The organism is Streptomyces sp. NPDC005393, assembly GCF_040606675.1.
Classification (GTDB): domain Bacteria; phylum Actinomycetota; class Actinomycetes; order Streptomycetales; family Streptomycetaceae; genus Streptomyces.
Window position 1 is genome coordinate 125731 of record NZ_JBEXFG010000006.1, and the last position, 25954, is coordinate 151684.

Sequence of the window (25954 nt, forward strand, 5' to 3'; positions counted from 1 at the left end):
CGCTCACCCCTCGGGCGTCAGCCGGACCCGTGTGGGGCGCCGGGCGGCCAGGTTGATCGGCGCTTCCTCTCCGGCCGCGCGGCGGGCCGGGAGGTTCTGGGCCGAGGTGGCGATCAGGTCGGTAGGCGTGCAGTCCAGGATGTCGCAGAGGGTGGCCAGCACCGGAAGGGACAGCCGTTCCAGGGTGCCGGAGACCAGACGGTGGACCTGGGAGGAGGACAGCGTGATACCGCGTTCGGTCAGGTGCGGCATGAGCTCGGCAACGGTGAACATGCCCCGGGCGGCCATCAGCTCGCGCAGGCGCCACCGGTAGCTGATCTGGCGTGGCATCAGGAGGTCCTGCCCGGCCGCAGAGCGGCCTCGATGGTGGCATCCAGGACGCGACGCAGGGAGCGGGTTCGGAAGTCGGAGGAGACGCAGGTGTAGATCGCGGTGGTCGAAGCGTGGTCATGGCCGACCTGTTGCTGGACGAACAGCGGGTCGTGGCCGCCTTCGATCAGGTGGGTGATGTAGGACCTGCGTAGCGAGTGGAACTCCAGCGCGGGGTCCAGGCCGACGGCGTCCCGGTAGGCGGCGAAGCGGGAGTCCAGTCGCTGAGGCCCGATCCGCGGGCCTCTCTCGGATGGCCAGAGGGCCCGGCTGGTCGAATGCCGCATCCCGGGCCGCACCTCACTGATCCATTCCTCGATGGTGCCGGGTGTCCAGTGCCAGACGGTCAGCACGCTGCGGCGCTTGGGCGGAGAGCCTTTCTTGGCCTTGCCATAGCGGACCAGCAGGGTGCCGTACTCACCGAACTCCCGGCCCTCCGGATTGCGGCCGAAGTCGGTGAGATCCAGCATCCGGGTCTCGTTGCGTCGCAGGCCGTAGGCGTAAGCAACCTTGAACAAGGTGGCGTCCCGGAAGGCCGGCAACCAGCCCTTGCGGCCCTTGCCGCGAACGCGCAGGAGAACGCTTCCAGCTCGGGCTTGGTGAAGGCCCGGCGTTCCGGCTCGCCCTCGGCTTCGTCGGCGTGTGTCGCGGCGTTCCAGTCGTAGACCACCTGGACGGGGTGGGTCCCGAAGTGCCGCAGGCATTCGTCGGCCCAGCCGTAGGCCGGATTGGTCAGAAAGTCGCAGAACTGCCGCACGGAGCCCTGATAGTTGCGCAGGGTGGAGCGAACGCAGCCGTGGACGGCCCGCAGATCGGCCGACCATTCGTCGACGTGCTGCGGCGTCCACTGCCACGGCATCGCATCAGCATGCCGGGTGAAGGCCCGAACCGTGCGTTCCTGGTCGTCGACGTATCCCGGCGAGAGATTCCGGGCGAGCTGCTGGTTGCGCCAGCCCTTGACCATCGCCTCGAAGACTTGCTCGTCCGGCCGCAGCAGCGGCAGACCGTCAATCAGGTGCAGTCGAGCAGACCCTGGAACGAGCCCGTTCCCACCCATCCGCCATCACTCTCCGTCTATCGCATCTGGCGCGAGAATTTCGCATCAGATGCGACTCGGGGGTGTCTTCGCAGTTCAATCGCTCGATGGAGTGAGTCCCGCAGATGCCCGCCGACAAGACGGCTACCGTACTTCCGAGGCCAACGTCCCCGGCGGGACCGCTCCATATGGTCCTGGGCCCGCCTCCAGGACAGGTGTTGCCTATTCGCGTCCGATGCAATTGGCGGCGGTACGAATATCCGAACGGAAAATAGCGGTAGGCGTCAGGTGATGAGTTCCGGTAGGAGATCCTGTGCCGCTTCCGACGGCTCGATCGTCAGCCGGGACGCTTGGCCATGACGACTAGACCCGGCCCGCTGTATTCCTCGGGAGGGAGCCGAAGTTCGGCGACCGGGTGCAGGCCAGCCTGTTCAATCAGGTCCACGAGTTGTTCTGGCCGCCATTTGTGTGTCGTCCAACGTACGGGTACGCCCCCGTAGGCCTCGGTGCGCACCGCGTCTTCGTCGCCGACATGTGTGGCGGTGATGAAGTGTCCGCCTGGCTTCAACGCGCGTGCGAACAGGGCGAGAACCTGGGGAAGGACGTCACGGGGGAGGTTGAACAGTGACCACCATCCGAGCACGCCGCCGAGGGACGCTTCGTCAAGGTCGAGGTCGGTGGCCGAGGTGACACTGAAGCGGCATTGCGGATGAAGTCGGCGGGCGTTCTCGATCATGCGAGGAGAGAGGTCCACCCCGGACACGTCGAGTCCACGTTCGGCGAGGTAGGCGGTCACCGTTCCGGGTCCGCAGCCGACGTCGAGGACAGGCCCAAGCCCGCTCACCGTGTCGGCGAAGGCGTCGATCGATGCCTTGAGCCATGGATGGCGACGGATGTCGCCGACTCCCGTGGTCACCACCATGTGGGCGTAATTGTCGGCCACTCGGTCATAGGACTCACGAACCACGTCGAGATCGGCCGGGCGGTCAATGGAGTGTGCGCGCATCAGCCAACGATAGGACTGGGCGACGGACTTGGGGCTGGAAAGCGGTTAACGCCAAGCCATTGATCACGGCCCGGCTGTACTCGTGAGGGCGTTGACGCGGTTCTCGTACTCGCGGCGGGCCTTGCGCTGTGCCGGGACTGCCGGGACGCTCCGGGCGCCGTCAAGGGGTTGGCAGCGGGCGAGAAGCTGGCGGTGGACTGCGGGCGGGGTGCTGACGCGCAGGGTGTAGCCCTGGCCGCGCCGTACGGTCACCCCCTGGTCGAGCGCGGCTCGCTCGACGTCGTCCAGGTTGGCGGTGCGGAGGAAGTCGGCGACCTTGCCGGGCATGTCGAGGGTGCCCGGCAGCTCCGGGGCCGGGACGTCCTCCCGCTCGATGGCGGTGTGGTCGGACACGAGGTCGGCGACGGCCGTGCGGATCGCGCCGCGGCTGACGCCGTGGTCGCGGGCGAGGGCGGCGATCGAGCGGCCATCCAGGAAGGTGGTACGCACGTCGCCGGTCTTGTCGGCCGGGACGGCGGGGCGGCGCCCGCCCTTGCTGCCCTTGGCCTCGGCGGCGCGCAGTCCGTCGTACGTCAGCTCGCGCTGTAGATCGCGCTGGAGTTCGCCGGCGGCGGCGAGTGTCTGCACCATGAACTTCACCGTGGACAGCAGCTCGCCGGTGCGCGGGTGGCGGGCGGTGAGGTCCATCGCGGAGAACGCACCGTCGTGGATGCACAGCGCCATCTGGTCGCGGTGGAGGACGTCGAGCACGTCGAGAATGTGTCCGGTGCCGCGTACGAGGCGGAACATCTCGGAGATGTGCACGGTGTCGCCCGGCCGGGCCTAGTCGAGGAGCGCCCACTACCAGAATCGACGTGGTAACGATAAAAATTGACACTGTGTAGACTTTTGCTGAAGGGAGCGACCCGGCTCCTCGCGAGACCTCTCTGGAGGAGCGGTGCAGAAGCGGAACTGGCTCATCACCGGCGTCAGCACGGGCCTGGGGCGCGCTTTCGCCCAAGCCGCCCTGGCCGCCGGGCACACCGTCGTCGGCACCGTCCGTTCCGAGAAGGACCTGCGGGCCTTCGAAGAGCTCAGGCCCGGGCACGCTCACGGCCGTATCCTGGACGTGACGGACGGTGACGCCGTCTCCGGCGCGGTCGCGGAGGTCGAGCGGAGCGTCGGCCCTCTGGACGTCGTCGTCGCCAACGCCGGCTACGGCCTGGAGGGAACCCTCGAGGAAACCCCGCTGGCCGAGGTGCGACGGCAGTTCGAGGTCAACGTGTTCGGGGCAGTGGCCACCCTGCAGGCGGCGCTGCCCCACATGCGCCGCCGCCGCCGCGGACACCTGATGGCCGTCACCTCCATGGGCGGGCTCATGGCCGTGCCCGGCATGTCCGCCTACTGCGGCAGCAAGTTCGCCCTGGAGGGCATCCTGGAGGCGCTGGGCAAGGAAGTCGCGCAGTTCGGAATCCATGTGACGGCGATCGAGCCCGGCTCCTTCCGCACCGACTGGGCCGGACGGTCCATGACACGCGCCGCTCGGACCGTCGACGACTACGACGAGTTGTTCACCCCCATCCGCGAAGCGCGGCAGAAGGCCAGCGGCAACCAGCTGGGCGATCCGGCCAAGGCCGGGGACGCCCTCGTGCACATCACCTCGGTCGAGCAGCCGCCGGCCCACCTCGTCCTGGGCTCGGACGCGCTGCGGCTGGTCACCGCCGCCCGCACGGCCGTGGACGAGGACATCCGCGCATGGGAGGTGCTCTCCCGTACGACCGACTTCGCCGAGGGCGCTCAGCTCTGATGCCCGGCCACCATTCCGCGCGCAGCCGTCGCACCACCGAGCGCAAGGGGGATGTCCGGGAGCGGGCCATCCTCGACACCTGCGAGGCCCTGCTGGCGCAAAACGGCTACGACGCCATGACCGTCGGCGACATAGCCCAGGGCGCCGGCATCACACGCGGCGCCCTGTACTTCTACTTCGCCTCCAAGCAAGACGTGGTCACGGCACTCGTGGCCCGGACCGTCGAGCACCTGTGGGAACGGTCCCGGGTCACCGCGCAGACGGACGAGCCGCGCCAGGCCATCGCGGCAGCCATGCAGCGCACGGTCGAGCTGTGGAACGAGCACGGCCTGGTCATGCGCACGGCGATCGACTTGTCGGTGACCGTGCCGGGGATCGGCGAGCTGTGGAACCACACGGCTGACCTGTTCATCGCGGCCATCACCGCCGTCCTGGAACGCGCCGGCATCCAGGCCGGCGCCGCACCGGACCAAGCCTCAGCGATGGCACGCGCCCTGTGCTGGATGATCGAGCGGACGTTCTACCACGCCTCACAGGAATCCCGCGAGAAGCTCCAAGAGGCGTCGGCGACATGCGAACACATCTGGCTGACCAGCGCCGGTCTGATCACCTGAGGTATCTGCCATGGATGCGGTGAGGCGCGGAACCATGAAGTTCGGGTCGGGCCTTGCCCCCGTGAAGTGGACACCTGTTCGTGTCGTTATGCGGCGAGGGTGCTGGTGACCAGATGCTGTTCGTAGGCGATCGGAGCCCAGCTCCTCACCCCAGGGCCGCCGCCGGTCTGCCCTCGGGGGCGCGCGGCCCGGGTACGGCGTCCCGGGCGGTCAGGTCCAGGTCGAGGCGTCTGTTCACGTCCAGCTCGAACCGGCCGTAGGGATTCAGTGGGTCCAGAACAGCGGGGAGAGCGCCCGCCGGTCCGCGTCGGTGAGGGTGTCAGCCCACTTCGGATCGGCGAGGACCTGCTGCATCAGCAGCGTGTTGACGTGGACTAGGGCGGACTGGAACAGATGCAGCGCGAGCATCGATACCTCCTGGGACTCCTTGTCCTGTCCGGCCAGGTCGCCGTCCTTGCCGTAGAAGAGGTCCTTGTTCGCGGAGTTCCAGTTCTCCACGACCTGCAGGCCCTCGTGGATCTCCTGGCGCAGTTCGACGTGGGCGAGGTAGTCGCAGACGAACGCCGTACGCACCGCCCGCCCGAGTTCCTCGATCGCCTGGTAGGTGGGGTGCCTCGATCGCCTGGTAGGTGGGGTGCTTGGGGCCGCCGCGGGTGAAGCGGCGCAGGACCTGTTCGGCTTCGGCGGTGCCCAGGCGCAGGGCGGTGGTGTACTTCACGATCTGGTCGTACTGCTGGCGGATCAGATCCCAGTTGATCGTCTCGGTGGACAGCACCGGCGCCAGGTGGGGCCAGCTGTCGTCCTCCCCGGCCGCCGGCCGGTACAGCCGGGCGGGGCCGATGTTCTTCAGCCTCGGCATCAGCTTGAAGTCGAGCATGTGGGCGAAGGCGAAGCCGACAATGGAAGCGCCGTGGGTGTCGGTGTACTGCCGGTCCACCTCCATGTCGGTGCAGTGCCGCAGCACGCCCTCGATCATCGAAGCGACCTCGGAGGCCGAACAGGACTTGAGCTGGGAGTAGATGCATACCGACTTCCGCTCGACGTGCCAGCAGATCATCACACCGGGGCCCCGGTAGCGCTGGTGCCACTCGGTCATCAGGTTCGAGGACCAGGAGCCGAACTTGCGGCTGTCGGAGGCGCAGGCGGTGCCGGTGCCCCACCACATCTCGTCGCGAGCGGCGAAGGTGGCGTTCACCAGCTTCCGCAGGGCCGCGCGCATGTTGGACCGGTTGACGAACAGGTGCCGCACCCGGCGCAGCGTCGCCTCGGACTCACCGTGCTTGCCGGTCACCGCGACCCGCTTGATGCCCATGTTGGTGCCCAGCCCGAACAGCACCAGCAGCAGGCGGCGCCGCAGCACGTCCTTGGACAGGTTCTCCCTCGTTGCCACCGAGGTGAACTCGGAGATGAAGTCGGTGTTGATGGCGACCAACGACTCGGTTCCTCCTGCTTGCCGCGAGGCGAGACCCTGATCCACGGCTCACCGTGCTTCTTGACGATCGAGACCCCACCCGTAGTGTCCTCGGCCAGGGCGGCCGGAGCCGTCCTGCAAGGGCCGCCAGGCGCTCAAGGCGCCGCGGTGAGGCCGGCGGACCCGCTGCCCACCGTCGCATACGACGGCGGTGTTGTGCTGCTCTCTCCCGAACTGGTGGGATTCACCGATGAACGGTTCGGAGACTTCACCACCGGCAAGGTCCTCCAGCCCGGCCTGGACCGGCTGCTTGTTGAGGCCATCGCGTAGGACCGGCTCGCTCCCCCTGACCCGGCGGGGTCGTTCCACGATCGGTGGACCTCCGCCGTAAACCCCGGGCGCTCGGATCGGGGCTGCGGCAGTCTGTCTCACACCGCTCCGAAAACACACCGTCAGGGGGGATTTGTGACAGCCCAGACCGCCGCTGAGCAACCGGCCGAGCCGCCGATCGAGGGGCAGCCCAGCGAGGAACTACGGTTCCGGCCACCCTCGTTGACGGCGCTGCAGAGGACTCCCGTCACCACCCGGGCGATGGCCCGCAGATTGCCGCAACTCGTGCGCCGGTCACTGGCGTTGGCGTGGAAGGTGGACCGTACGGCGGTGGTGGCGCTGTTGGTGTGTCAGGCGCTGTCGGGGTTCTTTGAGGCGTTCGGGCTGCTGGCGACCACCGGGACGATCACGGCGCTGATCTCGTCCGGGCATATCACCGACCGGCTCCGGGAGGCACTGCCCTCGATCGTGATGCTGGCCGGGGCGGCGGGGCTGCGGGCGCTGTTGGGGATCGCGGTCAACAACATCTCCAGCAGGCTGTCCCCGCGGATCTCGCGGGAGGCCGAGACGCAGATGCTGAACGCGGCGATCAGCGCCGAGCTGGCGGCGTACGACAACCCCGGGTTCAACGACAAGTGGGACGCGGCGGACCGGGGCGCCGAGGTCGCACAGGATCTGATCACCGAGTCGCAGCAGCTCATGGCCTGCCTGTCGTCGCTGATCGCGGCGGCGGGCGTCGTCACCGTGCTGCATCCGGCGCTGCTGCCGCTGCTGTTGCTGGCCGCGCTGCCGCAGGGGATCGCGGGGATGAAGGGGGCCCGCGTCCACTACGAGACCAGTCGTGCGATGAGCGCCGACCGGCGCACGCTGGGGCTGTTGCGCTGGTACATGGTGGACAAGGACATCGCCGATCAGCTCCGTTCCGGCACCATGGCGGAGTTTCTGCTGGAGCGGTACCGGGCGATCGGAGCGCGGGTGGATGCCGCGACCGACAAGGCGGTCCACCGGGGCGCCCGGTACGCGGTGCTGGGGGCGGTGGCCGGAGGGGTCGCGTCCGGGCTGGTGTGGGTATCGCTGGCGCTGCTGCTGGGCTCGGGGCAGATGTCGGTGGCGTCGGCCGGGACGGCCGTCTTCGCGCTGCGGACGGTCGGCGCCTCGCTGCAGGGGATGGTCGGGTACGGGACGCGGCTCTTCCGTACGGGGCTGTATCTGGACGACTGGGCGGAGTTCATCGAGGAGGCGGGCGGGCATCGGATGCGGCGCGGCAGCCGGGTGCCGGAGGTGCCGGAGGTCATCAGGGCGGAGGGGCTGACGTACGCGTATCCGGAGTCCGACGCTCCGGCCCTGGACGACGTCACGCTGGAGGTGCGGCGGGGCGAAGTCCTCGCCCTGGTCGGGGAGAACGGCTCCGGGAAGACCACGCTGAGCAAGCTGCTGACGGGGCTCTATCTGCCCACCAAGGGGGCGGTGACCTGGGACGGAACAAACGTCGAGGAGTTCGCTCCGCAGGCGATGTGGCGGCACACGGCCGTCGTGCCGCAGGACTACGCGCACTGGCCGCTGTCCGCCCGCGACAACATCACCCTCGGCCAGCCGCACGGCGGGGACGAGGCGGTACGGGAGGCGGCGGCGCACTCGGGGGCGCATGAGGTGGTGGGCGGGCTGCGCAGCGGTCTGGACACGCTGCTCGCCCGGCAGTGGTGGGGCGGGGTGGAGCTGTCGGGCGGCCAGTGGCAGCGGATCGCGCTGGCCCGCGCGTTCCACCGGCCCGCCGGGCTGCTGGTGATGGACGAGCCCACCAGCGCGCTGGACGCCCGCGCCGAGCACCGGATCTTCGCGGGGCTGCGGCGGATGGCGCAGGACCGCGCGGTCGTGCTGGTCACACACCGGCTGGCGAATGTCGCGGTCGCCGACCGGATCGTCGTCCTCGACCATGGGCGGGTGATCCAGCACGGTACGTTCACGGAGCTGACCCGATCCCCCGGGCTCTTCCGGGAGTTGTGGGAGCTGCAGAACGACCGGGGGGTGCCGGCGCCGCGCGCCGAGACGCCGTGAGCCGGGCGGGGCGGCGGCGGGGCTCCGGGGCGGGGGCGCGTCGGGGCAACTGGGCGTCGGGACAGCGGGGCCTTATGAGACCGGCCGTGGGTCCGGCCCGGGGTCAGCCGGGCCGGGCGGCTTCGGCCGCGCGGGCGCGGGAGGCGGCTATCTCGCCGTACGCCTGCTCGCGGCCCTCCCAATGGGAGCCCTCGACGGACTTGCCGGGTTCGAGGTCCTTGTAGACCTCGAAGAAATGGGTGATCTCCATCCGGTCGAATTCGGGGACGTCCTGGATGTCCTGGATACCCGAGTAGCGCGGGTCATGGGCGGGGACGCAGAGGATCTTCTCGTCCGGGCCCTTCTCGTCCCGCATCACATACATGCCGATGGCCCGGCAGAGGATGACACAGCCGGGGAAGGTGGGCTCGCCGACGGTGACGAGAGCGTCGAGCGGATCGCCGTCGCCGCCGAGGGTGTGGTCGATGTATCCGTAGTCGGCCGGGTACATCGTGGCGGTGAACAGCATCCGGTCCAGCCGGATCCGCCCGGACTCGTGATCCATCTCGTACTTGTTGCGGGACCCTTCCGGGATCTCCACGACAACGTCGAACTCGGCCTGTTCCATCGCGACCTCCGGTCACCCGTGCGCTCCGGTGTGCTTCCAGTGTGCGCCGCGCACACCGGGCGGGCAGCTCGGGTCGGGGGTGCGAAGCCCATGCTCACGCGCCCCGTATGAGGGCCTCGACCTCGGCCTCGAAGAGCACCGACGGATCGAAGCCCATCCCCGTGAACTGGCCTTGCACATCGAGGCTGATCACGCCGTGCAGCCGGGTCCAGGTACGCAGGGCGCGGCCCTTCAGCTCTCCGTCGGACGTGGGACCCGGGGCCCAGGGGCCGGCGCCCTCCAGATGGCGCGCCAGCTCCGCCTCAAGGTCCGTGACGGGCTCCCCCGGCTCGCCGGGCTGCTCGGCGTGGGCACCGTCCAGGGTGGCGCAGGCGTCGAGGATGGTCCGCATCAGCCGGGCGGCGATCTCGGTGGTCTCGGGCGGCGCCTGGTAACCGGGCACCGGGGTGCCGTAGATGAGCAGATAGCGGTCGGGCTGCTCCTTCGCCCAGTCGCGGATGGCGTGGGCCAGCGCGCGGAAGCGGTCGGCGGGGGCGGCCTCGGCGACGGCCTGGGCGGTGGCCTCGGCCAGATCGCGGTAGGCGTCGGTGATCAGCTCGGTGAGCAGCTCGTCCCGGCCCGTGAAGTAGCGGTAGAGCGCGGGGCCGGTCATGCCCATCGCCTTCGCGATCGCGTTCACCGAAATGCCCGCCGTGCCCGCCTCGGCCAGCTGGGTCAGGGCCACGGCCTTCGCCTCTTCCCGGGTCTGTTTGCGGTAGCGCTCGCGCCGTGCTGTCGCCATGGACACGCCTCTCGTACGGGCCTTCAGAGCCGGGGCTTGGCACCGCCAGGGTAACAGGTTCATTGTTTTGTTAGAAGTTCTCACAAGCGGTAGAAGCCCTTACGAGAAGCGAGGTTCGCCATGCTCACCGAAGTCGTCCTGCCTGGCCCGGTCGAGCCGGAGGGGCTCCAGTTGCGCACCCGTCCGCTGCCCGAGCCCGCCCCCGGGCAGGCGCTGGTGGCCGTCGAGGCCTCGGGGTCTCCTTCTATGACGGGCTGCGCAGCCGCCAGATCCGGGCGGGTGTGGTGGCGCTGTTCAACCAGACCGGCCGCCAGGAGGCGGTGCTCGCCGAGCACCAGGCGATCCTTGACGCGGCGGCTTCCGGTGACGCGGAGGCCGCGCGGGAGGCGATCAGCTGCCTTCTGGACACGACGCCGAAGGTGCTGCTCGCGGGGTGCGCCGCACCCGGCCGGCCGGGTGCGGCGCGCTCATGCCCGCGTGCCCAGCCTGCGGTTGGCCAGAACGGACACCTTGCGGCGTACGGCGGTGACCTCATCGGTGTCGATGTCCGCCACCAGCAGGCCGGGGGCCGCGTCCAGCCGCTCTCGTACGGTTCCGTCGGGGCCGATGAGGGCGCTGTGGCCGATGCCGGTGGGGGCGGAGGTCGCGGGACCCGGCCCGGCCGCCGCCGGGTCGGCCTGGCCCACGGCCGCCAGCCATACGGTGGCGTCCAGCGCCCGCGCCCGGGTCAGCAGCTCCCACTGCTCGCGCTTACCGGGTCCGGCGCCCCAGGAGGCGGGCAGCAGGGAGAGCACCGCGCCCGCGTCGGCATGGGCCCGGAAGAGCTCCGGGAACCGTACGTCGTAGCAGGTGGCGAGGCCGATGCGGACGCCGTCGAGGTCGAAGGTCACCACCTGTGAGCCCGGGGCCACGGTGTCGGACTCGGCGAAGCCGAAGGCGTCGTAGAGGTGGATCTTGTCGTACGCGGCCTCGACGCCGGGGCCGGTGGCCAGCAGGGTGTTGGTCACCCGGCCGTCGGGCGCCGGGGTGAACATGCCCGCCACGACCACCAGTCCGGCGTCCTTCGCGATCTGCCGGAGCTCGGTGGCCCAGGGGCCGTCCAGCGGCTCGGCGAGGGGCGCGAGGGAGGTGCCGAAGCAGGCCATCGCCGCCTCGGGGAACACGACGAGGCGGGCGCCGGCCTCCGCCGCGCGGCCCGCCTGCTCGCGCAGGAGAGCGAGGTTGTGCTCGGGCTTCGGGCCGGTGGTGATCTGGCTCAGTGCGATGCGCATGGGGTGGGCGGCCTCACTTTCTGGTCGGTCGGTCACGCGGTGTCCGGGCGGTCCTCTCCCCCACCCTGCCCCTTCCCACCGCATCGGCATGCGGCTGCGCCGCGTGGCATCGGAACAGTAGCGGGGCCGGCTCCTCGGAGTGGGCGGGGGCCGCGTCGCGGCCCAGGAAGAGGCCGGTGACGGTGAGGGCCGCCGTGAGGGCGATGTAGATCGCGAGCGGGGTCCACACGTGGTGGGTGCCGAGCAGGGTGGTGAAGAGCAGCGGGGCGATCGCGCCGCCGATGACGCCGGCCAGAGTGCAGGCGAGGGAGGAGCCGGTGCAGCGGAGTCGGGGGGAGAACTGCTCGGCGATGAAGGCCGCTTGGGGGCCGTACATCAGCGAGTGGATCACCAGCGCGCCGACGTGGTCCCGATGCCCGAGCCGATCGGCCGAGTCGGCCGGACGACGCGATAGGCCGACGCCGCGATAGGGCGTCGGACGCACCCCTGGGGTGCGTCCGACGGCCTATCGCGTGGTTCGGAGTCAGGCCTCCCGGCCCTTACGCATCACCATCCCCGCGGCCACCAGCCCGAACAGGCAGGTGAGAGCGCCGACGATGACGTTGTTCCAGATCACTCCGGCGTCGGGGCCCCTCGCGACCACCCAGGGGGAGATGATCATCCATACACCGATCGCGGACATGGCCCAGCACAGGCTGTACATCCTCCTCGGCGCCGTGGTGAGGCCGAGCCCCAGCAGTGCGACGGCGATACCGAGGATGAGGTTGTTGACCATGAGGTTCGGGTGGGTGCCCGAGAAGTGCACCACCCAGGGAGAGATGGCGAAGTACAGACCGGCGAGAAGCACCGGTCCGTCGAGGAAGACAACATCTCGGACGTCCATCATGCGGGCGTAACGGTCCCGCATCTCGGTCACATCAGGGTGACCAGTAAGATCACCTCTGGTACGTGAGACGTCGGCCATATACGACTCGCCTCCTTCATCCATGCAAGTCTGACCGCGCAGTGCGGTAAACCACCGCACCCCCATTGTGCGCCTCGCCCCGGTCTATAGGTAGATGTCTGATTGGCTCCGCTGGCTTACGGCTTGCTACCAGTCGCCGTACGGGCGCCGCGCGCGGGAGGCAGGGGAGGGCGATGCCCGTGGAGCCGTACGGCGAGCAGCCGGAGCCCGTGATCGGCCGCGGTGAGCTGCTGATACGAGGGCACGAACAGCTGGCACGGGGCGGCAGCCTGCTGCTCCCCGGGCCCGCCGGCATCGGCAAGTCCACCGTGCTGCGCGCGCTGGCCACCGAGCACGCCGAGCGCTCCGGCGACGGGCGGCTCGTACTGCGGTTGCGCGCCGACCGAGTCGGAGAGTCAGCTTCCATTCCTCTCCCTCATCGATCTGCTGGGGCCCGTCGCCGACGAGGTGTTGGACACCCTGCCCGCATCGCAGCGCGCCGTACTCGACGCGGCGCTCACCGGCGGGCACCACCGCCCCCATCCTGGGCCGGGGCACCACCAGCGCCGGCGGATCCTCCTCCAACCAGCTGCGCACGGCCACGGTCCCGACCGTGTCCGACACCAGCTGCCGCAGCTCCTACGGCTCGTCCTGCATAGCCTGCGACATGGTCTGCGCCGGCTACACCCAGGGCGGCGTGGACACCTGCCAGGGCGACAGCGGCGGGCCGCTGATCATCGGCGGCAAGCCGGCGGGCATCACCTCATGGGGTGAGGGCTGCGCCCAGGCCGGCTACCGCGGCGTCCACACCCGGCTGACCACCTTCTCCTCGCTGGTGTCGGCCCAGGTCGACTCCTGACCGTCGCGGGGCGGCCGACCGTGGGGAGCTCTTCCCCGCGGGCGGCCGCCCCGCTCCGCGCCGGCTACGCGGGGTGGGTCTCCTCGTGATTCTGGTAGCAGTCCCGGTCCAGATCGCGGACATCGACCGTCGTCTGCACGGTCAGACCCGGCACCGGCGACACATGGGCGCGGGCGACGTCCAGGACGGCACGGGCCAGTTCACGCTTGGTCCCGGGGTCCCGGCCGGAGAGGATCGACACCTCGATATGGATCATGGCAAGGTTCGGGGCACCGTCGGCGAGATGGGCCTCCTCGATGCGCCGGAAGGTGGTCTTGCAGCCCTCCACCGCGGTGTCGACGGTCTTGGCGACCACCGGGTGCAGCGCGGCGCCGAAGGCCTGGCGGTCGAAGGCATCGGTCAGGGTGTCGGAGTAGTCGACGACGATATGCGGCATGGGGCATGCGCTCCTAGCGGTGCTCGACAGGGCTCATGTGGGCCCCTTACGCCGGCATCGTCGCACCCTCCGCGGTCGCCGAACCGGGCGCCCCGCACCGGTTGTCTGCTTCAATAGGGGCATGGCCAGCCCCCACGACACCGCGACGGGTCCGCTTGACCTCGAGCCGTTCTGGCCGTCCCGGCAGGCGCACCACTTCGACCGCGAGTGTTGCCGCGCATCCGATGCGCGGGCCCGCTCGCTCGGCCACTGACACCACCACCAGGCCGCCCAGCCCGCGCGCAGAGGTCCACCGACGCCCTCCAGCGCGAAAGAGCTGACTCCCATGACGAACGTCCGTAGCCTGTCGTCTCCCGTTCCCGCCCCTGTGGCCGCTCCCGGCCCCGCCAACCGCCAGCGGCTGCGCGCCGTCGCACCGGACGAGGTGCCGCCGGTCGCCGAACTGCTGCACCCCGGCGCGACCTGGCTGCCCGCTCCCCCGCACGCCCTCCCCACGCTCCCCGGCCATCCGCCGATGGTCGGCTATCTGGTGCTGGTCCCGGCCGACCGGCAGCAGCCCGAGGCCGCCGCGCCGCCCGTCGGCGGGACGGCACCGGTCGGCGGAGCCGCGCCCCTCGGCGGGGCGGGCACGGGCGACGAGCTCGTACGGATCGACCCCGACCAGCGGACCGCGCAGGTCGCGGGGCGCCCGCTGGATCTGACCTATCTCGAATTCGAGCTGCTGGCCCATCTCGTCGCGCATCCGCACCGGGTGCACACCCGCCATCAGCTGGTGACGACGGTGTGGGGGTACGGACATGTCGGCGACGGCCGGACCGTCGACGTCCATGTCGCCCGGCTGCGCCGCAAGATGGGCGCCGAGCACCGGGGGACGATCGTGACGGTGCGGCGGGTGGGCTACAAGTACGCACCGACCGCATAGAGCCGCACGCCAAGGAGCCGGGCGGGCCGGTCTTCCGGCCCGCCCGGCTCCGCCGTTCCCGAAACTAGCGCCCTGCCCCCACCAGCGGGCGCCGCGGCCGCTCCGCCGGCCCCTCGCCATGGCCGAGGCTCGGCAGCCACCGCAGTCCGCGCGGCAGATACCAGTTGCGCTCGCCGAGCAGCGCCATCACCGAGGGCAGCAGCACCATCCGCACCAGCGTGGCGTCCACCAGCACCGCGACCGCGAGCCCGACGCCCATCTGCTGCATGTCCTGCATCCGCAGCAGGGCGAAGACCGCGAACACGGCGACCATGATGGCGGCCGCCCCGGTGACCGAGCCCGCCGTCGTGCGGATGCCCTCGCGGATCGCCTCCCGGGCCGGAAGGCCCCGGTCGTGCGCCTCTCGGATACGCGACACCACGAAGACGTGATAGTCCATCGACAGTCCGAAGAGGATGACGAGGACGAACAGCGGCATCCACGCCTCGATCGCGCCGGCCGGCTCCATGCCCAGCGCCTCCGCGCCCCAGCCGTGCTGGAAGACGGCGGTCATCGTGCCGTACGCGGCGCCCACCGACAGCAGATTGAGGAGGATCGAGACGATCGCGATCGGCAGCGAGCGGAAGCAGACGAGCATCAGCACGAAGGTCATGGCGGCGATGAAGAGGAGGACGGGCGCGATATCGCTCTTCAGTTGGTCGTTGAAGTCGACGTTACCGGCGAGCTCGCCGCCCACGTACGCCTTCTGGGAGACCGGGCCGAGGATCCGCGGGACGAGGTCGTCCCGAAGAGTGTGCAGGGCGCGCCGGGATGCGGCGTTCTCACCGCTCCCGGCGAGCGGCACCTCGATACGGGCGACGCCCTCCTCGCGGTGCAGCTCCACCTCGACCGTCCTGCCGAACCGGCCCGGGGCGGCGACCTCCTTCTTGAAGTCGGCCACGGCCGCGCCGAAGCGGGGCGAGGCGATGTCGTCGGCCCGCAGCACCACCTCGGCCGGGGCGGGGCCGCCGGGGAAGACGCCGGTGATCTCCTTGTACGCCACGGTCAGCGCGGCGTCGGAGCCGAACTGCTTCTCCATGCCGAGCTGTTCGGTCTTCATGCCCAGCGCTGGCGCGCACAGGACCAGCAGCAGCGCGCCCGATACGGCGGCGAACAGCTTCGGCTTGGCCAGGACCGGCCGCATCAGCCTGCCGGAGACGCCGCCGCCGGCGTGCACCCCCTTCTTCCGGCGGCGGTTCAGCAGCGGCACCCGTCCGGCGTCGATCCGGTCGCCGAGCCAGGACAGCATCGCGGGCAGCACCGTCACCGAGCCGAGCATCGCCATCAGGACGACGAGGATGGTGGCGACCGCGAAGCCCTTGAAGAGCAGCAGCCCGGACAGGAACATGCCGGACATCGCCAGCATGACCGTGACCCCGGAGACCAGCACCGCCCGGCCGCTGGTGGCCGCCGCGATCCGCAGCGCGGTGGCGGCGTCCCGGCCCGCGGCCCGCTCATCGCGCTCGCGCCGCAGACAGAACAGGCAGTAGTCGACGCCGACGGCCAGCCCCACCAGGAACATCACCGAGTTGGTGGACTCGGACAGGGGAAGCTCATGGCTGACGAACGCCAGCAGCCCGAACGTGCCCACACAGGCCGTCACCGCGAGCAGCACCGGCAGCAGCGCGGCGACCAGCGCCCCGAAGACCACCAGCAGAATGCCCAGCGCCAGGGGCACGGCCGTGAGCTCGGCCTTCTTGAGGTCGTCGGTCAGCATGCCGCTGAGCATGTGCTGCGCGCTGGCGTCCCCGAACTCGTAGGCCCTGATGCCCCGATGCGCCGACTCCGTCTTCTCCACCGCGTCGACGACCGGCTGGACCCGGTCCCCGGCGGTGTCCGGGTCGCCCTTCAGCTCAAAGCTGATCAGTGCCTCCCGCCCGTTCTCCGAGCGCACGGGGGGCTTGATCCGTACCGTCTCGCCGGTCTTCTCCAGCCGCGCGACAAGGTCACGGGCCGCGTCCCGCCAGCCGTCCGGCCGGTCGGCGCGCAGCATCACCATCTCGCCGGCGGGGGTCTGGAGGCCGGCGTCTTCCAGGATCTTCTCGGCGCGCGCGGAGTCGCCCGTGCCGTTCTCGGAGTCGGTCACCTGCCGGGAACCGGACATACCGCCGACCACCGCGACGACCACGACGAACAGCAGCCATCCGATGATCGCGGTCTTGCGGTGGCGGGTGCTCCACCCGCCCAGCCGCACGGCCAGGCCCTTCCTCGCTGCACTCATGGCGTCTCCCCCGGGGGATATGGAACGGAATCGGTCACGTCCTCGACGCTAGAAACCGGCGCGCTCCCGCCCCAGCCGGGCAGCCACCCGATCGCCGAGACATAGGGCGAGGTCCGAGGGTGGTGCCAGGTGTACCCCGGGACGGGGACAGGCCCCCCTGACCACGCAGGAGCGCGCCGCCACACTGAAGGCGTCGGACAATGAGGGCCGACGGGACCCGACCGCCGAGGGGGACGCCGGATGAAGGTACGCAGAGCGCTGATGGCCTGCGCGCGGGGGCTGGCGCTGCTGCCCGTCACGCTCGCGGGCTCGATCACGCTGTTCACGCTGACGGTCGTGTCCCTCTGCCTCATCCCGCTGGGGCTGGGTGTCCTCACCACCCCTGCCCTGATCAAAACGGTGCGGGTGCACGCCAACCAGCGCCGGCTGGTGGCCGCCACATGGTCCGGCGTCCGGATCCGGGTGCCGTACCGGCCGCTCCCCGCCGATCGGCGCTCCGGTATCACCGGGCAGGTGGAGCTGTGCGCGTTTCTGCTGAAGGACCGGGCGACCTGGCGGGATCTGCTGTGGCTGGTCGTCGACATGACCGGCGGCTGTGTCACCGCCGTGCTGGCCTTCGCCTTCGTGCCGTACGGCATCGAGGGCTCGGTGCTGGCCGCCGGCACCTGGGACCCGATCGTCGGTGCGAGCGGCACGTATTGGTACGCGTTCATCCCCGTCGGCTCACAGCGGACCGCCAATCTCGCCGCCCTGCTCGGCCTCGGCTTCATCGGCCTCGGGCTGTTCGTCTCCCCCGTCCTGCTGCGCACCCACTTCCTGCTGGCCCGGGCCTTCCTCGACCCGACCCCGAACATGGCGCTCGCCGAGCGGGTCGAGCGGCTCACCGAGACCCGGCACGACGCCGTCGACACCTCCGCCGCCGAACTGCGCCGTATCGAGCGCGATCTGCACGACGGGGCCCAGGCCCGCCTGGTCGCCATGGGCATGAGCCTGGGGACGGTCGAGGCGCTGATCGAGAAGGATCCGGCCAAGGCCAAGGAGCTGCTCGCCACGGCCCGTGCGAACTCCGCCGAGGCCCTGTCCGAACTCCGCGACCTGGTCCGCGGCATCCACCCGCCCGTCCTGGCCGAGCGCGGTCTGGGCGACGCCGTGCGCGCCCTGGCGCTGCGGATGCCGATGCCGGTCGAGGTGGAGGTGGAGCTGCCGGGCAGAGCCGCCGAGCCGGTCGAGTCGGCCGCCTACTTCGCCGTCAGCGAGGTGCTGACCAACGCGGCGAAGCACTCGGGCGCGGCGCGGATGTGGCTCGATGTGCACCATGAGGACGGGATGCTGCGCATCGCGGTGACCGACGACGGCCGGGGCGGCGCGGAGATCTCACCGGGCGGCGGGCTGAGCGGGGTCGAGCGGCGGCTCGGCACCTTCGACGGGATCCTCGCGGTCAGCAGCCCGGCCGGCGGGCCGACCATGGTGACGATGGAGATCCCGTGCACGCTCCCCGCGCCGAAGCCCGCCGGGTGACAGCCGCTGGACGCACCGGGCCGGGGCAAGGAAATCCGGCGGCGGGGCGAACGGCACCGGTGTCAGCGTGCGGAAGCCGGTCGCGGGACTTCGGTGCGACTTCCGGAACCCGCCTGCCAAGCGACGATTCGCCGTTCGCGCCCTCATTTCCCCGACCGGCCCCTGGAGCCCTGAGCCGGAGGCCACGTTGGAGACATCCTCGGCGTCACACCCGCCGAGGTGGCGCTGCGCATCGAGTCGGCGGGGTTCGGCCCGCTGTTGCGACAGGACGTGCTGGACCACTACCGGGCAGCGGCCCGCCGCGCCGGCTGACCGGACCGCTGAGGCCCTGGCGCACGTCGGCCCGGGCTCAGTCCGTCGTCACCTCCACCCGGACCTCCTTGCGAAGGTCGGAGGCGACCTTGGCGGCTTGGTCGAGCGACACGGTCTTCGACCCGTCGCTGGGCACCACCGCGCCGACCGTGCTGTAGTCACCCCAGACACATACGGGCAGAGTGCTCGGTTCGCCCGGCTTGGTCTCTTTGGTGGCCCTGACGTACTGGCACCTCATGATGCCGTTCTCGAAGCCGTCAGGTGACCGCTTCTCGGGGCTGCCGACCACCTCGGCGCTTCTGTCGCTCTTGCGGCTCTGCTGCTTGAGGTAGGCGAAGTAGGCGTCGACGGACTTCTCCGGGTCCGCCACCTCGCCATAGGCGCCGTAGAGAAGGACGGTCTTCGCGCTGTCCAGCTCCGAGGCGTCGCCGCTCGAGAGATCCGCGGTCGACCACTTGCCGTCGATGCCCTTGCCGCTCTTGAGGGCGAACGTCTGCGCGTCCTTGGTGGACAGCTCGCGCGCCTGCCCGGCTGCGGGGATCCAGCTCTTGTACTCATCGAGCACCTTCGTCGGCGCGGTGAGCCGGTACTTCTTACCGTCGTCAGTGATCCCGCCGCTGCCGCTGTCCCCACCACCGGCCAGCGCGAAGCCGCCGACGATCGCTCCGGCCACGACCACGGCGCCGATGACGATGCCGATGGTCTTGCCCTTGCCGCCGCCGCTGCCGCCGGGCGGGGGCGGTGGCGGAAAGCCGCCCTGCGGGTAGCCCGGCTGTGGCGGACAGCCCGGCGGCTGGGGCGGGAACCGGGGTGGGGCGCTGGGCGGCTGGGGCGACTGCCCGTAGGGGTTGGGCGGGCCGTACGGTCCCGGGGCTCCGTCCGGACCGTACGGGCCCTGCGGCGGTGGCTGGTCACGGCTCATCTGTCGCGTCCTCTCCCCCTGGCGGCTGCCGGCGCAACGCACCGCACATCCTGACGCATGCAGCGCCGTGGCGGGTTCCGCACGGAAGAAATCCGGTGGACATGCCGACCGCGGGGATCGGCGTCCGGGGCAGGGTCGCGGGGTCGATCGGCGGTACATTCGACGGATTCGGCCATGTCCCCGTCCTCCCCCGTCCGGGGCCCGATGAAGTCATGGAGCCACCGTGCGCGTTGTGATCGCCGAGGATCTGTTCCTGCTGAGGGACGGGCTGGTCCGGATGTTGGAGGCGTACGACTTCGAGATCGCCGGTGCCGTCGAGAGCGGGCCCGAACTGGCGCGGGCGTTCGCCGAGCTGAAGCCCGATGTCGCCGTCGTGGACGTACGGCTGCCGCCGTCGTTCACCGACGAGGGGCTGCAGTGCGCGCTGGCCGCGCGGCGGGAGCGGCCGGGGCTGCCGGTGCTGGTCCTCTCGCAGCATGTGGAGCAGCTGTACGCGCGGGAGCTGCTCGCGGACGGCAGTGGGGGCATCGGCTATCTGCTCAAGGACCGGGTGTTCGACGCCGACCAGTTCATCGACGCGGTCCGGCGGGTCGCCGCGGGTGGGACAGCGATGGATCCGCAGGTCATCTCGCAGCTGCTGGACCGGCGCGCCCAGGACAAGCCGATGGGGCAGCTGACCCCGCGTGAGCGGGAGGTGATGGAGCTGATGGCGCAGGGCCGGTCGAACACGGCGATCGCGGCGCGGCTGTTCGTCACCGAGCGGGCGGTGGCCAAGCACACGTCCAATATCTTCGGAAAACTCGGTCTGCCGCCGTCCGATGACGACAACCGACGGGTGCTGGCCGTCCTGGCCTATCTCGACCAGGGCCACAGCCGAGGCTGAGCCCATCCCGTGCGCCCCATTGCTCCCGCCCCATAACGCTGGTTAAGTGCCGTTCGCATACGACGCATTGGCCGTTGTCCGTTGGGGGGCGCATGAGCGACCTGAGCAGACGCACGCTGATCGGAACCGCCGGAGCACTTGGGGCCGGAGCCGCGTTGGGGAGCCATTCCCCCGCGGCGGCCGACGCGCCGGACGGCGCACGGGACATCGCACAGGACACCGCCGTGACCGCTTTCGACACCGCCCCCGCGCGGGCCGCGCTGGACCGGCTGCTCCCGGGCCACGCCGATCAGTTCCGGCTGGTGGCGCTGGAGAAGGGGAAGGAGGGGAAGGAGCGGTTCGAGGTCACCGGGTCGCCGGGGCGTGTCACCGTGGCCGGGACGGGGCCGGCGGTGCTGCTGACCGGGGTGCACTGGTACCTCAAGTACACCTGTCAGGCGCAGCTCACCTGGTCCGGCGACCAGCTGAACCTGCCGAAGAAGCTGCCCGCGCCCCGCCGGCGCGTCGAGCGGTCGACCGCGCTCCCGCACCGGTTCGCGTTCAACGACACCCATGACGGCTACACCGCGCCGTTCGCCGACTGGGACCGCTGGGAGCACCTGATCGATATCGCGGCCCTGCACGGCTGCAACGAGCTGCTGGTCACCGCGGGGCAGGAGGCCGTCTACCAACGGCTTCTGAAGGACTTCGGCTATCCGGACGCGGAGGCGCGCGCCTGGCTGCCCGCCCCCTCCCACCAGCCCTGGTGGCTGCTGCAGAACATGAGCGGCTACGGCGGGCCGGTGTCCACCGCGCTGCTCGACAAGCGGGCGGCGCTGGGGCGGCGCATCGCCGACCGGCTGCGGGAGCTGGGCATGCGGCCCGTGTTCCCCGGCTACTTCGGCACCGTCCCCGACGGTTTCGCCGCCCGTAATACGGGGGCCCGTACGGTCCCGCAGGGCGACTGGGCAGGGCTCAAGCGCCCCGACTGGCTCGACCCCCGGACCGAGTCGTTCCGGAAGGTGGCCGCCGCCTTCTACCGCCATCAGCAGGACCTCTTCGGCCCCGCCGAGCTGTTCAAGATGGACCTCCTGCACGAGGGCGGCGACCCGGGCGACGTCCCGGTCCCGGACGCGGCCCGCGCAGTGGAGAAGGCCCTGCAGACCGCCCGTCCCGGCGCCATCTGGGTGATCCTCGGCTGGCAGGCCAACCCGCGCCGCGATCTCCTGGACGCCGTCGACCACGACCATATGCTCGTCGTCGACGGCCTGTCGGACCTCGACACCGTCACCGACCGGGAGAAGGACTGGGGCTCGGTCCCGTACGCCTTCGGCACCATCCCGAACTTCGGCGGCCGCACCACGATCGGCGCCAAGACCCATATGTGGACGCAGAGGTTCACCGTCTGGCGCGACAAGCCGGGCAGCAAGCTCGTCGGCACCGCCTATATGGCGGAGGCGGTCGAGCGCGACCCGGCGGCGTTCGAGCTGTTCAGCGAGTTGGCGTGGCGGGACGAGGCGGTGGACCGCGCCGGCTGGTTCCGTACCTACGCGGACGTGCGGTTCGGCGGGCGCGACGACCGGGCCCGGGAGGCGTTCGCCGCGCTGCGCGACACGGCGTACCAGATCAGCAGCAAGGACGGCCGCCCGCACGACTCCGTCTTCGCCGCCCGCCCCAGTCTCACCGCCCGCTCGGGCACCAACTACGCCACCCACACGCCCGCCTTCGACCCGGCCGACTTCGACGTGGCCTTCGCGGCGCTGCTGGGCGTGCGGCCCTCGCTGCGGGACAGCGACGCCTACCGCCACGATCTGACCGACACCGCCCGGCAGGCGCTCGCCAACCGCTCCTGGCAGCTGATCCCGCAGTTGCAGGACGCGTATGAGCGCAAGGACCTGGAGACCTTCCGGGGGCTGGCCCGGCTGTGGCTCAAGCTGATGCGGCTGAGCGACGACATGACCGGCGCCCACCGCCGCTTTCTGCTCGGCCCCTGGCTGGAGGACGCCAAGCGGATGGCGTCCGGCGCAGAGGAGTCCGCCCAGCTGGAGCACGCCGCGCGCACCCTCATCACCACCTGGGCGGACCGGGTCACGGCGGACGGCGGCAAGCTCGCCAACTACGCCAACCGCGACTGGAACGGCCTGATCGCCGACTTCCACCTCCCCCAGTGGCAGTCCTATCTGGACGAGCTGGAGGACGCGCTGGCCCAGGGGCGGGCGCCGCGCGCCTTCGACTGGTTCGCCGTCGAGGAGCCGTGGACGCGTGAGCACAAGAGCTATCCGGTGCGGCCGACGACGGACGCCCACCGCACCGCCCAGCGGGTGTACGAGGCGCTCGCCAAGGCCCCGTACCAGGGTGCGGTGACCGTCACCACCGAGCCCGCCACGCTGCCACCCGGCGGCACGGCCGCCATCACCGCCGCACTGCGGAACGTCAACGGGCTGCGCCCCACCGGCCGCGTCGACTTCGAGCTGACCGTGACCGGGCTCGACCCGGTACCGCAGGGGCAGACCTGGCTGCGGAGCGTCCCGGCGGGCGGCGACGGCGCGGTCCACTGGCGCGCCACCGCGCCCGACGGACCGCTGGACCGTCCGCTGAAGCCGCTGCCGTACGAGCTGGCCGTGGCGTACGGGCCGCGAGGCGAGGACCGGGTGCGGACCGTGCGCGGCGGCACGCTGTGGACGGCCGGGCCGCTCGCGGACGGCCTGAAGACGGTCACCACCAACGGCGCGGTCTTCGGCCAGCTGGCGGAGCGGTTCGCGATCGACGGGGCGGGCCAGGACCTGTGGAAGGGCACCGCCGAGTTCGGGGCGGTCTACCGGGCGGGGGCGCTGGCCGTCGGCGGCGCCGTGACGGTGAAGGTGGAGAGCCAGGCGGCCACCGGACCATGGGCGCGGGCCGGGATCATCGTCCGCAACGCCCTCGCGACGGCGGGCTCCCCCGGCTTTGTGAATCTGTCCGTCACCCCGGCGAACGGCGTCGTGCTGTCGTACGACGCGAACGGCGACGGCACGCTGGACACCTACCAGCGGATCACCGGTGTGAAGGCACCCGTGCTCCTGCGGCTGACCCGCGCCGCCGCCACCTCGTACACCGGTGAGCTGTCCACCGACGACGGCGCGACCTGGCGGAAGGTGGCGACGGTGACGGCACCGGGCGCGGCGGCCGGCGCGCAGGACGCCGGGCTCTTCATGAGCGCGGCCAACGGCGGCACCGGGGCCCGCGGGACGGTCGAGTTCAGTGGATGGGGGGTCAGGCCCGGCGAGTGAGCCGGGGATGGGTGGCCGAGCATCCGGGTGCCCCGGCGCTCGGCTGCCCCTGGCTGGGGGCACCTCCCAGCGGTAGCTGGGGGCGAGCCGAAGGGGCGCGCCGCTGTCGTAAGGGAGAGCGCGCGGAGCCCCCTCGGGCTCCCCACCGATGTGCGGTGCGCCGAGCGGGCGGCGCTGGCTTGTTGGAAAGTCGTCAGGTTCGCTCGTTCCCCCCCGGCCGAAGGTTGGGGGAGGCTCACAGCGCGCCGGAGGCGAACCGAGCCCTGAAAAAGGGGGTGCGAGGTGACCTACCCGCCCCGCCACTCGTTCTACGCAACGTGGACCAGCAGCAGGCGACAGCCCCCCTCGACGACGACACCACCGGCCCCATCGACGTCGAGCAGGCCGAGGCCGCCATCGTCGAGCACTACCCGCGGCTGGTGCGGCTCGGGTACCTCATCCTGCCGCCCGGTATGGGGCGCACCCGCCGGGTGCTGGCCGCCCACGCGCTGGCGCAGCGCGCGCTGCCCCGCAACCGGGCGGGCGGCTCGGGCGGCGACCCGCACCCGGACCTCGAACTGCCCTGGCAGCGCGGGACGAAGGGGGCGGCGGCCGACGCGGGCTACGCCTACGTACGGCTGCGGGTGCTGCGTACCGCGCTGCGCGCCGCCCGGCCGCGGCGCTGGTGGCGGCTGCCGTCGCCGCTGCCGCAGGTGTTCGGGCTGCGGCTGTTCCCGCGCTCGGGCGGGGCGGATGAACTCGCCTTGGACAAGGCGCTGTCGGAGCTGTCCGGGCCGGGCCGGGCCGCGTACGTCCTGCGCGAGCTGGAGCGGCTCGACGACCGCGAGGCGCGGAAGCTGTTGCAGGCCGCCGGGGTCGCGGATCCGCGGGCCGCGCTCGCCGAGGCGGACTCCGTGCCGGAGCCGGCGGGCAGCCGGGACGGATCGCTGCTGAAGTCCGCGGAGTTCGACCCCTGTTCGCTTCAGGCGCGGCCGACGGATCTGATGCGCCGCCGGCAGCATCTGCGGGCGGTGCTGGTGGCGGTGGTGGCGCTGGTGGTGTGCGGAACGCTGCTGGGCATGCCGGGCCAGGGCTGGGGGCCGAGCGGTGCGGCAGCGCCCTCGTACGCCCGTAATCCGTCCTCCGAACGGGCCCTGGACCCGGGTGAGTTGACGCGGGCCGCGCCCCACGCGTGGCGCACCGCGACCCGCGCCGACTTCTCCTCCTGGCCCGCGCGGGGTAATCGGGTCCACGACACCGCGCTGCTGCGCCGGGCCCTGGCCGTATGGGCGCGGCCGGGCCGCTCGGTGCGGCTGTCGGCCACCATGGGCACGCAGTCGGGCCCGCCCGCCGGGCCGCCGCAGCTGCTGTACGCGGGCGAGGTGGACCAGGCGGCGGTGGTGCTGCTGCACGACGGGCTGCGGGTCGCGCGGTACGCGGAGGCGAGGGGCGGCAGCGGAGCGGTGGCACTGGACCTCGCCCGGCTCGACGCCGCGACCGCCGCCACCTCGACCGCGCTCGTGCTCAGCCGCACGGACGGCAACGTCCGCTATCTGACCGCCCCCTGGGTGCGCCACGCCTCGGTGCGGGACCTGGTACGGCCCGGTGTGGCACCGCGCCCGCTGCACCGCACCGCCGACGGGGTGACCGAGCCGGTGCGCACCATCCCGCAGCTGCGCCCCTGCCGCGGCTGGCCCGCCCTGCAACTCGGCTCGCGGCTCGTCGCCGACCTCGGCGAACTGGCCCCGGCCCGGCTGACGTACGGCACCCCCGGGCACGGCGCCCACGATGTCGCGGGCCGCGCGGCCCGCGTGAGCTGGGCCCGGACCGCCTGCCGGCTCCCGCTGATGCAGGCGCGGGGCGTACGCACCGTGAACTCCTGGCGCTTCGCCGCCCAGGCTCTCCCCGAGGCGGGCGGCCACGCGGCCTGGCTGTGCACCCGCGCGGACACCTGGCGGGGCACGGGCAGCAGGGTCCTGGCCCAGTTCCAGCCGTGGGGCACGCGCCGCGGCGCGGCGGGCGCGATCGCCTCCAGCGCCGACAGCTCCCCGGCCTGCGGGCCCCGCGCACCGCGCGTGCTGGCGGGCGTGCTGTGGAAGGCGCGGTCCGGCCACTGGTACCTCCTGGCCGCGGGCAGCCGCCAGGTCGCCACGATCACGGCGACGGGCGCCGTCCGGGGCCGCACCTATGGCCGAGCCCTCACCCTCCCCGCCAAGGCCGGCGCCCACGCCGACCTCAAGGCCCGCCTGCGGAACGGCGACCGCCTGGGCGCCCTGCGCTGAGCGGGCCCGTGGCGGCGTGGGTGCCCGGCGGGCGACGCCGCGCGCTGGATACGGGCGCACGATATCGGCCAATGGCAGCCGGGCGAGCCGTCCAAGGAGGGTGGCGGCGGCAGCGCGTACGCCG

At 71.5% G+C, this 25954-nt stretch carries 20 protein-coding genes and 6 pseudogenes; 12 read left to right on the plus strand and 14 right to left on the minus strand.

Annotation, left to right across the window (positions count from 1 at the left end; genetic code table 11):
• Nucleotides 1–3 precede the first annotated feature (3 nt).
• The 4 genes and pseudogenes from ABZS71_RS08895 to ABZS71_RS08910 all read right to left on the minus strand — a co-directional run.
• On the minus strand, nucleotides 4–330 hold the full coding sequence (locus tag ABZS71_RS08895; protein WP_356208487.1) for a helix-turn-helix transcriptional regulator: 327 nt from the start codon (nucleotides 328–330) through the stop codon (nucleotides 4–6).
• Nucleotides 330–887 (minus strand): site-specific integrase, encoded by a 558-nt coding sequence (locus ABZS71_RS08900; protein ID WP_356208488.1) that lies wholly within the window; start codon nucleotides 885–887, stop codon nucleotides 330–332. Before ABZS71_RS08900 ends, ABZS71_RS08895 begins: the two co-directional genes overlap by 1 nt.
• 855 nt (nucleotides 888–1742) lie before the next feature.
• Nucleotides 1743–2411: a class I SAM-dependent methyltransferase gene (locus tag ABZS71_RS08905; RefSeq protein ID WP_356208489.1), complete on the minus strand. Its 669-nt coding sequence runs from the start codon at nucleotides 2409–2411 to the stop codon at nucleotides 1743–1745.
• A gap of 63 nt (nucleotides 2412–2474) precedes the next feature.
• Nucleotides 2475–3218: pseudogene (locus tag ABZS71_RS08910) on the minus strand (hypothetical protein); the annotation flags it as partial.
• 130 nt (nucleotides 3219–3348) lie between these two features.
• Between ABZS71_RS08910 and ABZS71_RS08915 the strand changes: the two are divergent.
• A complete protein-coding gene (locus tag ABZS71_RS08915) occupies nucleotides 3349–4197 on the plus strand; it encodes an oxidoreductase (protein WP_356208491.1) in 849 nt (282 codons plus the stop codon).
• The gene (locus ABZS71_RS08920; protein WP_356208493.1) at nucleotides 4197–4811 is read left to right on the plus strand and encodes a TetR/AcrR family transcriptional regulator; all 615 of its coding nucleotides are present in this window, start codon (nucleotides 4197–4199) and stop codon (nucleotides 4809–4811) included. The genes ABZS71_RS08915 and ABZS71_RS08920 overlap by 1 nt, the downstream gene beginning before the upstream one ends.
• A 264-nt stretch (nucleotides 4812–5075) precedes the next feature.
• Here the strand turns inward: ABZS71_RS08920 and ABZS71_RS08925 are convergent, their stop codons facing one another.
• Together ABZS71_RS08925 and ABZS71_RS08930 are read right to left on the minus strand one after the other, a co-directional pair.
• Nucleotides 5076–5384: a Tn3 family transposase gene (locus ABZS71_RS08925; RefSeq protein ID WP_356208495.1), complete on the minus strand. Its 309-nt coding sequence runs from the start codon at nucleotides 5382–5384 to the stop codon at nucleotides 5076–5078.
• A gap of 100 nt (nucleotides 5385–5484) precedes the next feature.
• Nucleotides 5485–6288, minus strand: a pseudogene (locus tag ABZS71_RS08930) (Tn3 family transposase); the annotation flags it as partial.
• A gap of 102 nt (nucleotides 6289–6390) precedes the next feature.
• On the opposite strand from ABZS71_RS08930, the gene ABZS71_RS08935 reads away from it, so the two are divergent.
• Nucleotides 6391–6552: a hypothetical protein gene (locus ABZS71_RS08935; protein WP_356208497.1), complete on the plus strand. Its 162-nt coding sequence runs from the start codon at nucleotides 6391–6393 to the stop codon at nucleotides 6550–6552.
• A 135-nt stretch (nucleotides 6553–6687) separates the two neighbouring features.
• Nucleotides 6688–8607, plus strand: coding sequence for an ABC transporter ATP-binding protein (locus ABZS71_RS08940; protein WP_356208498.1), 1920 nt, complete (start codon nucleotides 6688–6690; stop codon nucleotides 8605–8607).
• Between the two features lie 103 nt (nucleotides 8608–8710).
• On the opposite strand, the gene ABZS71_RS08945 is transcribed toward ABZS71_RS08940, so the two are convergent.
• Both ABZS71_RS08945 and ABZS71_RS08950 read right to left on the minus strand, forming a co-directional pair.
• A complete protein-coding gene (locus ABZS71_RS08945) occupies nucleotides 8711–9214 on the minus strand; it encodes an inorganic diphosphatase (protein WP_355850209.1) in 504 nt (167 codons plus the stop codon).
• A gap of 94 nt (nucleotides 9215–9308) precedes the next feature.
• Entirely contained in the window at nucleotides 9309–9995 is a 687-nt protein-coding gene (locus ABZS71_RS08950; protein ID WP_356208500.1) for a TetR/AcrR family transcriptional regulator, read from the minus strand.
• A 245-nt stretch (nucleotides 9996–10240) separates the two neighbouring features.
• On the opposite strand from ABZS71_RS08950, the pseudogene ABZS71_RS08955 reads away from it, so the two are divergent.
• Nucleotides 10241–10429: pseudogene (locus ABZS71_RS08955) on the plus strand (FCD domain-containing protein); the annotation flags it as partial.
• Between the two features lie 33 nt (nucleotides 10430–10462).
• On the opposite strand, the gene ABZS71_RS08960 reads toward ABZS71_RS08955, so the two are convergent.
• From ABZS71_RS08960 to ABZS71_RS08970, 3 genes and pseudogenes are all read right to left on the minus strand, one after another.
• A complete protein-coding gene (locus tag ABZS71_RS08960; RefSeq protein WP_356208501.1) occupies nucleotides 10463–11266 on the minus strand; it encodes a carbon-nitrogen hydrolase family protein in 804 nt (267 codons plus the stop codon).
• 13 nt (nucleotides 11267–11279) lie between these two features.
• Nucleotides 11280–11663: pseudogene (locus ABZS71_RS08965) on the minus strand (hypothetical protein); the annotation flags it as partial.
• A 126-nt stretch (nucleotides 11664–11789) separates the two neighbouring features.
• Nucleotides 11790–12230, minus strand: a complete 441-nt coding sequence (locus tag ABZS71_RS08970; protein WP_355850218.1) for an SPW repeat protein — start codon at nucleotides 12228–12230, stop codon at nucleotides 11790–11792.
• Nucleotides 12231–12403: 173 nt separating this feature from the next.
• Between ABZS71_RS08970 and ABZS71_RS08975 the strand changes: the two are divergent.
• Nucleotides 12404–12734 (plus strand): annotated as a pseudogene (locus tag ABZS71_RS08975) (ATP-binding protein); the annotation flags it as partial.
• Nucleotides 12733–13068: pseudogene (locus ABZS71_RS08980) on the plus strand (trypsin-like serine protease); the annotation flags it as partial. The pseudogenes ABZS71_RS08975 and ABZS71_RS08980, both read left to right, overlap by 2 nt.
• A 64-nt stretch (nucleotides 13069–13132) precedes the next feature.
• Here ABZS71_RS08980 and ABZS71_RS08985 read toward each other — a convergent pair.
• Nucleotides 13133–13504 carry an isomerase gene (locus ABZS71_RS08985; protein ID WP_355850221.1) on the minus strand — a complete coding sequence of 124 codons (372 nt, stop codon included), beginning with the start codon at nucleotides 13502–13504 and terminating at the stop codon, nucleotides 13133–13135.
• 325 nt (nucleotides 13505–13829) lie between these two features.
• Here ABZS71_RS08985 and ABZS71_RS08990 point away from each other — a divergent pair, with 325 nt between their 5' ends.
• Nucleotides 13830–14426, plus strand: a complete 597-nt coding sequence (locus ABZS71_RS08990) for a winged helix-turn-helix domain-containing protein (protein WP_355850224.1) — start codon at nucleotides 13830–13832, stop codon at nucleotides 14424–14426.
• A 64-nt stretch (nucleotides 14427–14490) separates the two neighbouring features.
• Here the strand turns inward: ABZS71_RS08990 and ABZS71_RS08995 are convergent, their stop codons facing one another.
• Complete coding sequence (locus tag ABZS71_RS08995; protein ID WP_356208503.1) at nucleotides 14491–16686, minus strand: MMPL family transporter; 2196 nt, start codon at nucleotides 16684–16686, stop codon at nucleotides 14491–14493.
• Nucleotides 16687–16926: 240 nt separating this feature from the next.
• Here ABZS71_RS08995 and ABZS71_RS09000 point away from each other — a divergent pair, with 240 nt between their 5' ends.
• Nucleotides 16927–18204 (plus strand): histidine kinase, encoded by a 1278-nt coding sequence (locus ABZS71_RS09000; RefSeq protein WP_356208505.1) that lies wholly within the window; start codon nucleotides 16927–16929, stop codon nucleotides 18202–18204.
• 349 nt (nucleotides 18205–18553) lie between these two features.
• Here ABZS71_RS09000 and ABZS71_RS09005 read toward each other — a convergent pair whose 3' ends face one another.
• Nucleotides 18554–19438: a hypothetical protein gene (locus ABZS71_RS09005; RefSeq protein WP_356208506.1), complete on the minus strand. Its 885-nt coding sequence runs from the start codon at nucleotides 19436–19438 to the stop codon at nucleotides 18554–18556.
• Between the two features lie 223 nt (nucleotides 19439–19661).
• On the opposite strand from ABZS71_RS09005, the gene ABZS71_RS09010 reads away from it, so the two are divergent.
• The 3 genes from ABZS71_RS09010 (at nucleotide 19662) to ABZS71_RS09020 (ending at nucleotide 25830) form a co-directional block, all read left to right on the plus strand.
• Nucleotides 19662–20321: a response regulator transcription factor gene (locus ABZS71_RS09010; RefSeq protein WP_356208507.1), complete on the plus strand. Its 660-nt coding sequence runs from the start codon at nucleotides 19662–19664 to the stop codon at nucleotides 20319–20321.
• Between the two features lie 92 nt (nucleotides 20322–20413).
• On the plus strand, nucleotides 20414–23569 hold the full coding sequence (locus ABZS71_RS09015) for an alpha-N-acetylglucosaminidase (RefSeq protein WP_356208508.1): 3156 nt from the start codon (nucleotides 20414–20416) through the stop codon (nucleotides 23567–23569).
• Between the two features lie 317 nt (nucleotides 23570–23886).
• Nucleotides 23887–25830, plus strand: coding sequence for a hypothetical protein (locus ABZS71_RS09020; RefSeq protein WP_356208509.1), 1944 nt, complete (start codon nucleotides 23887–23889; stop codon nucleotides 25828–25830).
• Nucleotides 25831–25954 lie beyond the last annotated feature (124 nt).

What these genes read in the sequence shown, in the direction of transcription:
- ABZS71_RS08990 (WP_355850224.1), top strand. Translation starts at nt 13,830, where the DNA reads ATGACGAACGTCCGTAGCCTGTCGTCTCCCGTTCCCGCCCCTGTGGCC.
- ABZS71_RS09005 (WP_356208506.1), bottom strand. Translation starts at nt 19,438, where the DNA reads ATGAGCCGTGACCAGCCACCGCCGCAGGGCCCGTACGGTCCGGACGGA.
- ABZS71_RS08995 (WP_356208503.1), bottom strand. Translation starts at nt 16,686, where the DNA reads ATGAGTGCAGCGAGGAAGGGCCTGGCCGTGCGGCTGGGCGGGTGGAGC.
- ABZS71_RS08950 (WP_356208500.1), bottom strand. Translation starts at nt 9,995, where the DNA reads ATGGCGACAGCACGGCGCGAGCGCTACCGCAAACAGACCCGGGAAGAG.
- ABZS71_RS08970 (WP_355850218.1), bottom strand. Translation starts at nt 12,230, where the DNA reads ATGGCCGACGTCTCACGTACCAGAGGTGATCTTACTGGTCACCCTGAT.
- ABZS71_RS08905 (WP_356208489.1), bottom strand. Translation starts at nt 2,411, where the DNA reads ATGCGCGCACACTCCATTGACCGCCCGGCCGATCTCGACGTGGTTCGT.
- ABZS71_RS08945 (WP_355850209.1), bottom strand. Translation starts at nt 9,214, where the DNA reads ATGGAACAGGCCGAGTTCGACGTTGTCGTGGAGATCCCGGAAGGGTCC.
- ABZS71_RS08985 (WP_355850221.1), bottom strand. Translation starts at nt 13,504, where the DNA reads ATGCCGCATATCGTCGTCGACTACTCCGACACCCTGACCGATGCCTTC.
- ABZS71_RS08960 (WP_356208501.1), bottom strand. Translation starts at nt 11,266, where the DNA reads ATGCGCATCGCACTGAGCCAGATCACCACCGGCCCGAAGCCCGAGCAC.
- ABZS71_RS08895 (WP_356208487.1), bottom strand. Translation starts at nt 330, where the DNA reads ATGCCACGCCAGATCAGCTACCGGTGGCGCCTGCGCGAGCTGATGGCC.
- ABZS71_RS09015 (WP_356208508.1), top strand. Translation starts at nt 20,414, where the DNA reads ATGAGCGACCTGAGCAGACGCACGCTGATCGGAACCGCCGGAGCACTT.
- ABZS71_RS08920 (WP_356208493.1), top strand. Translation starts at nt 4,197, where the DNA reads ATGCCCGGCCACCATTCCGCGCGCAGCCGTCGCACCACCGAGCGCAAG.
- ABZS71_RS09000 (WP_356208505.1), top strand. Translation starts at nt 16,927, where the DNA reads ATGAAGGTACGCAGAGCGCTGATGGCCTGCGCGCGGGGGCTGGCGCTG.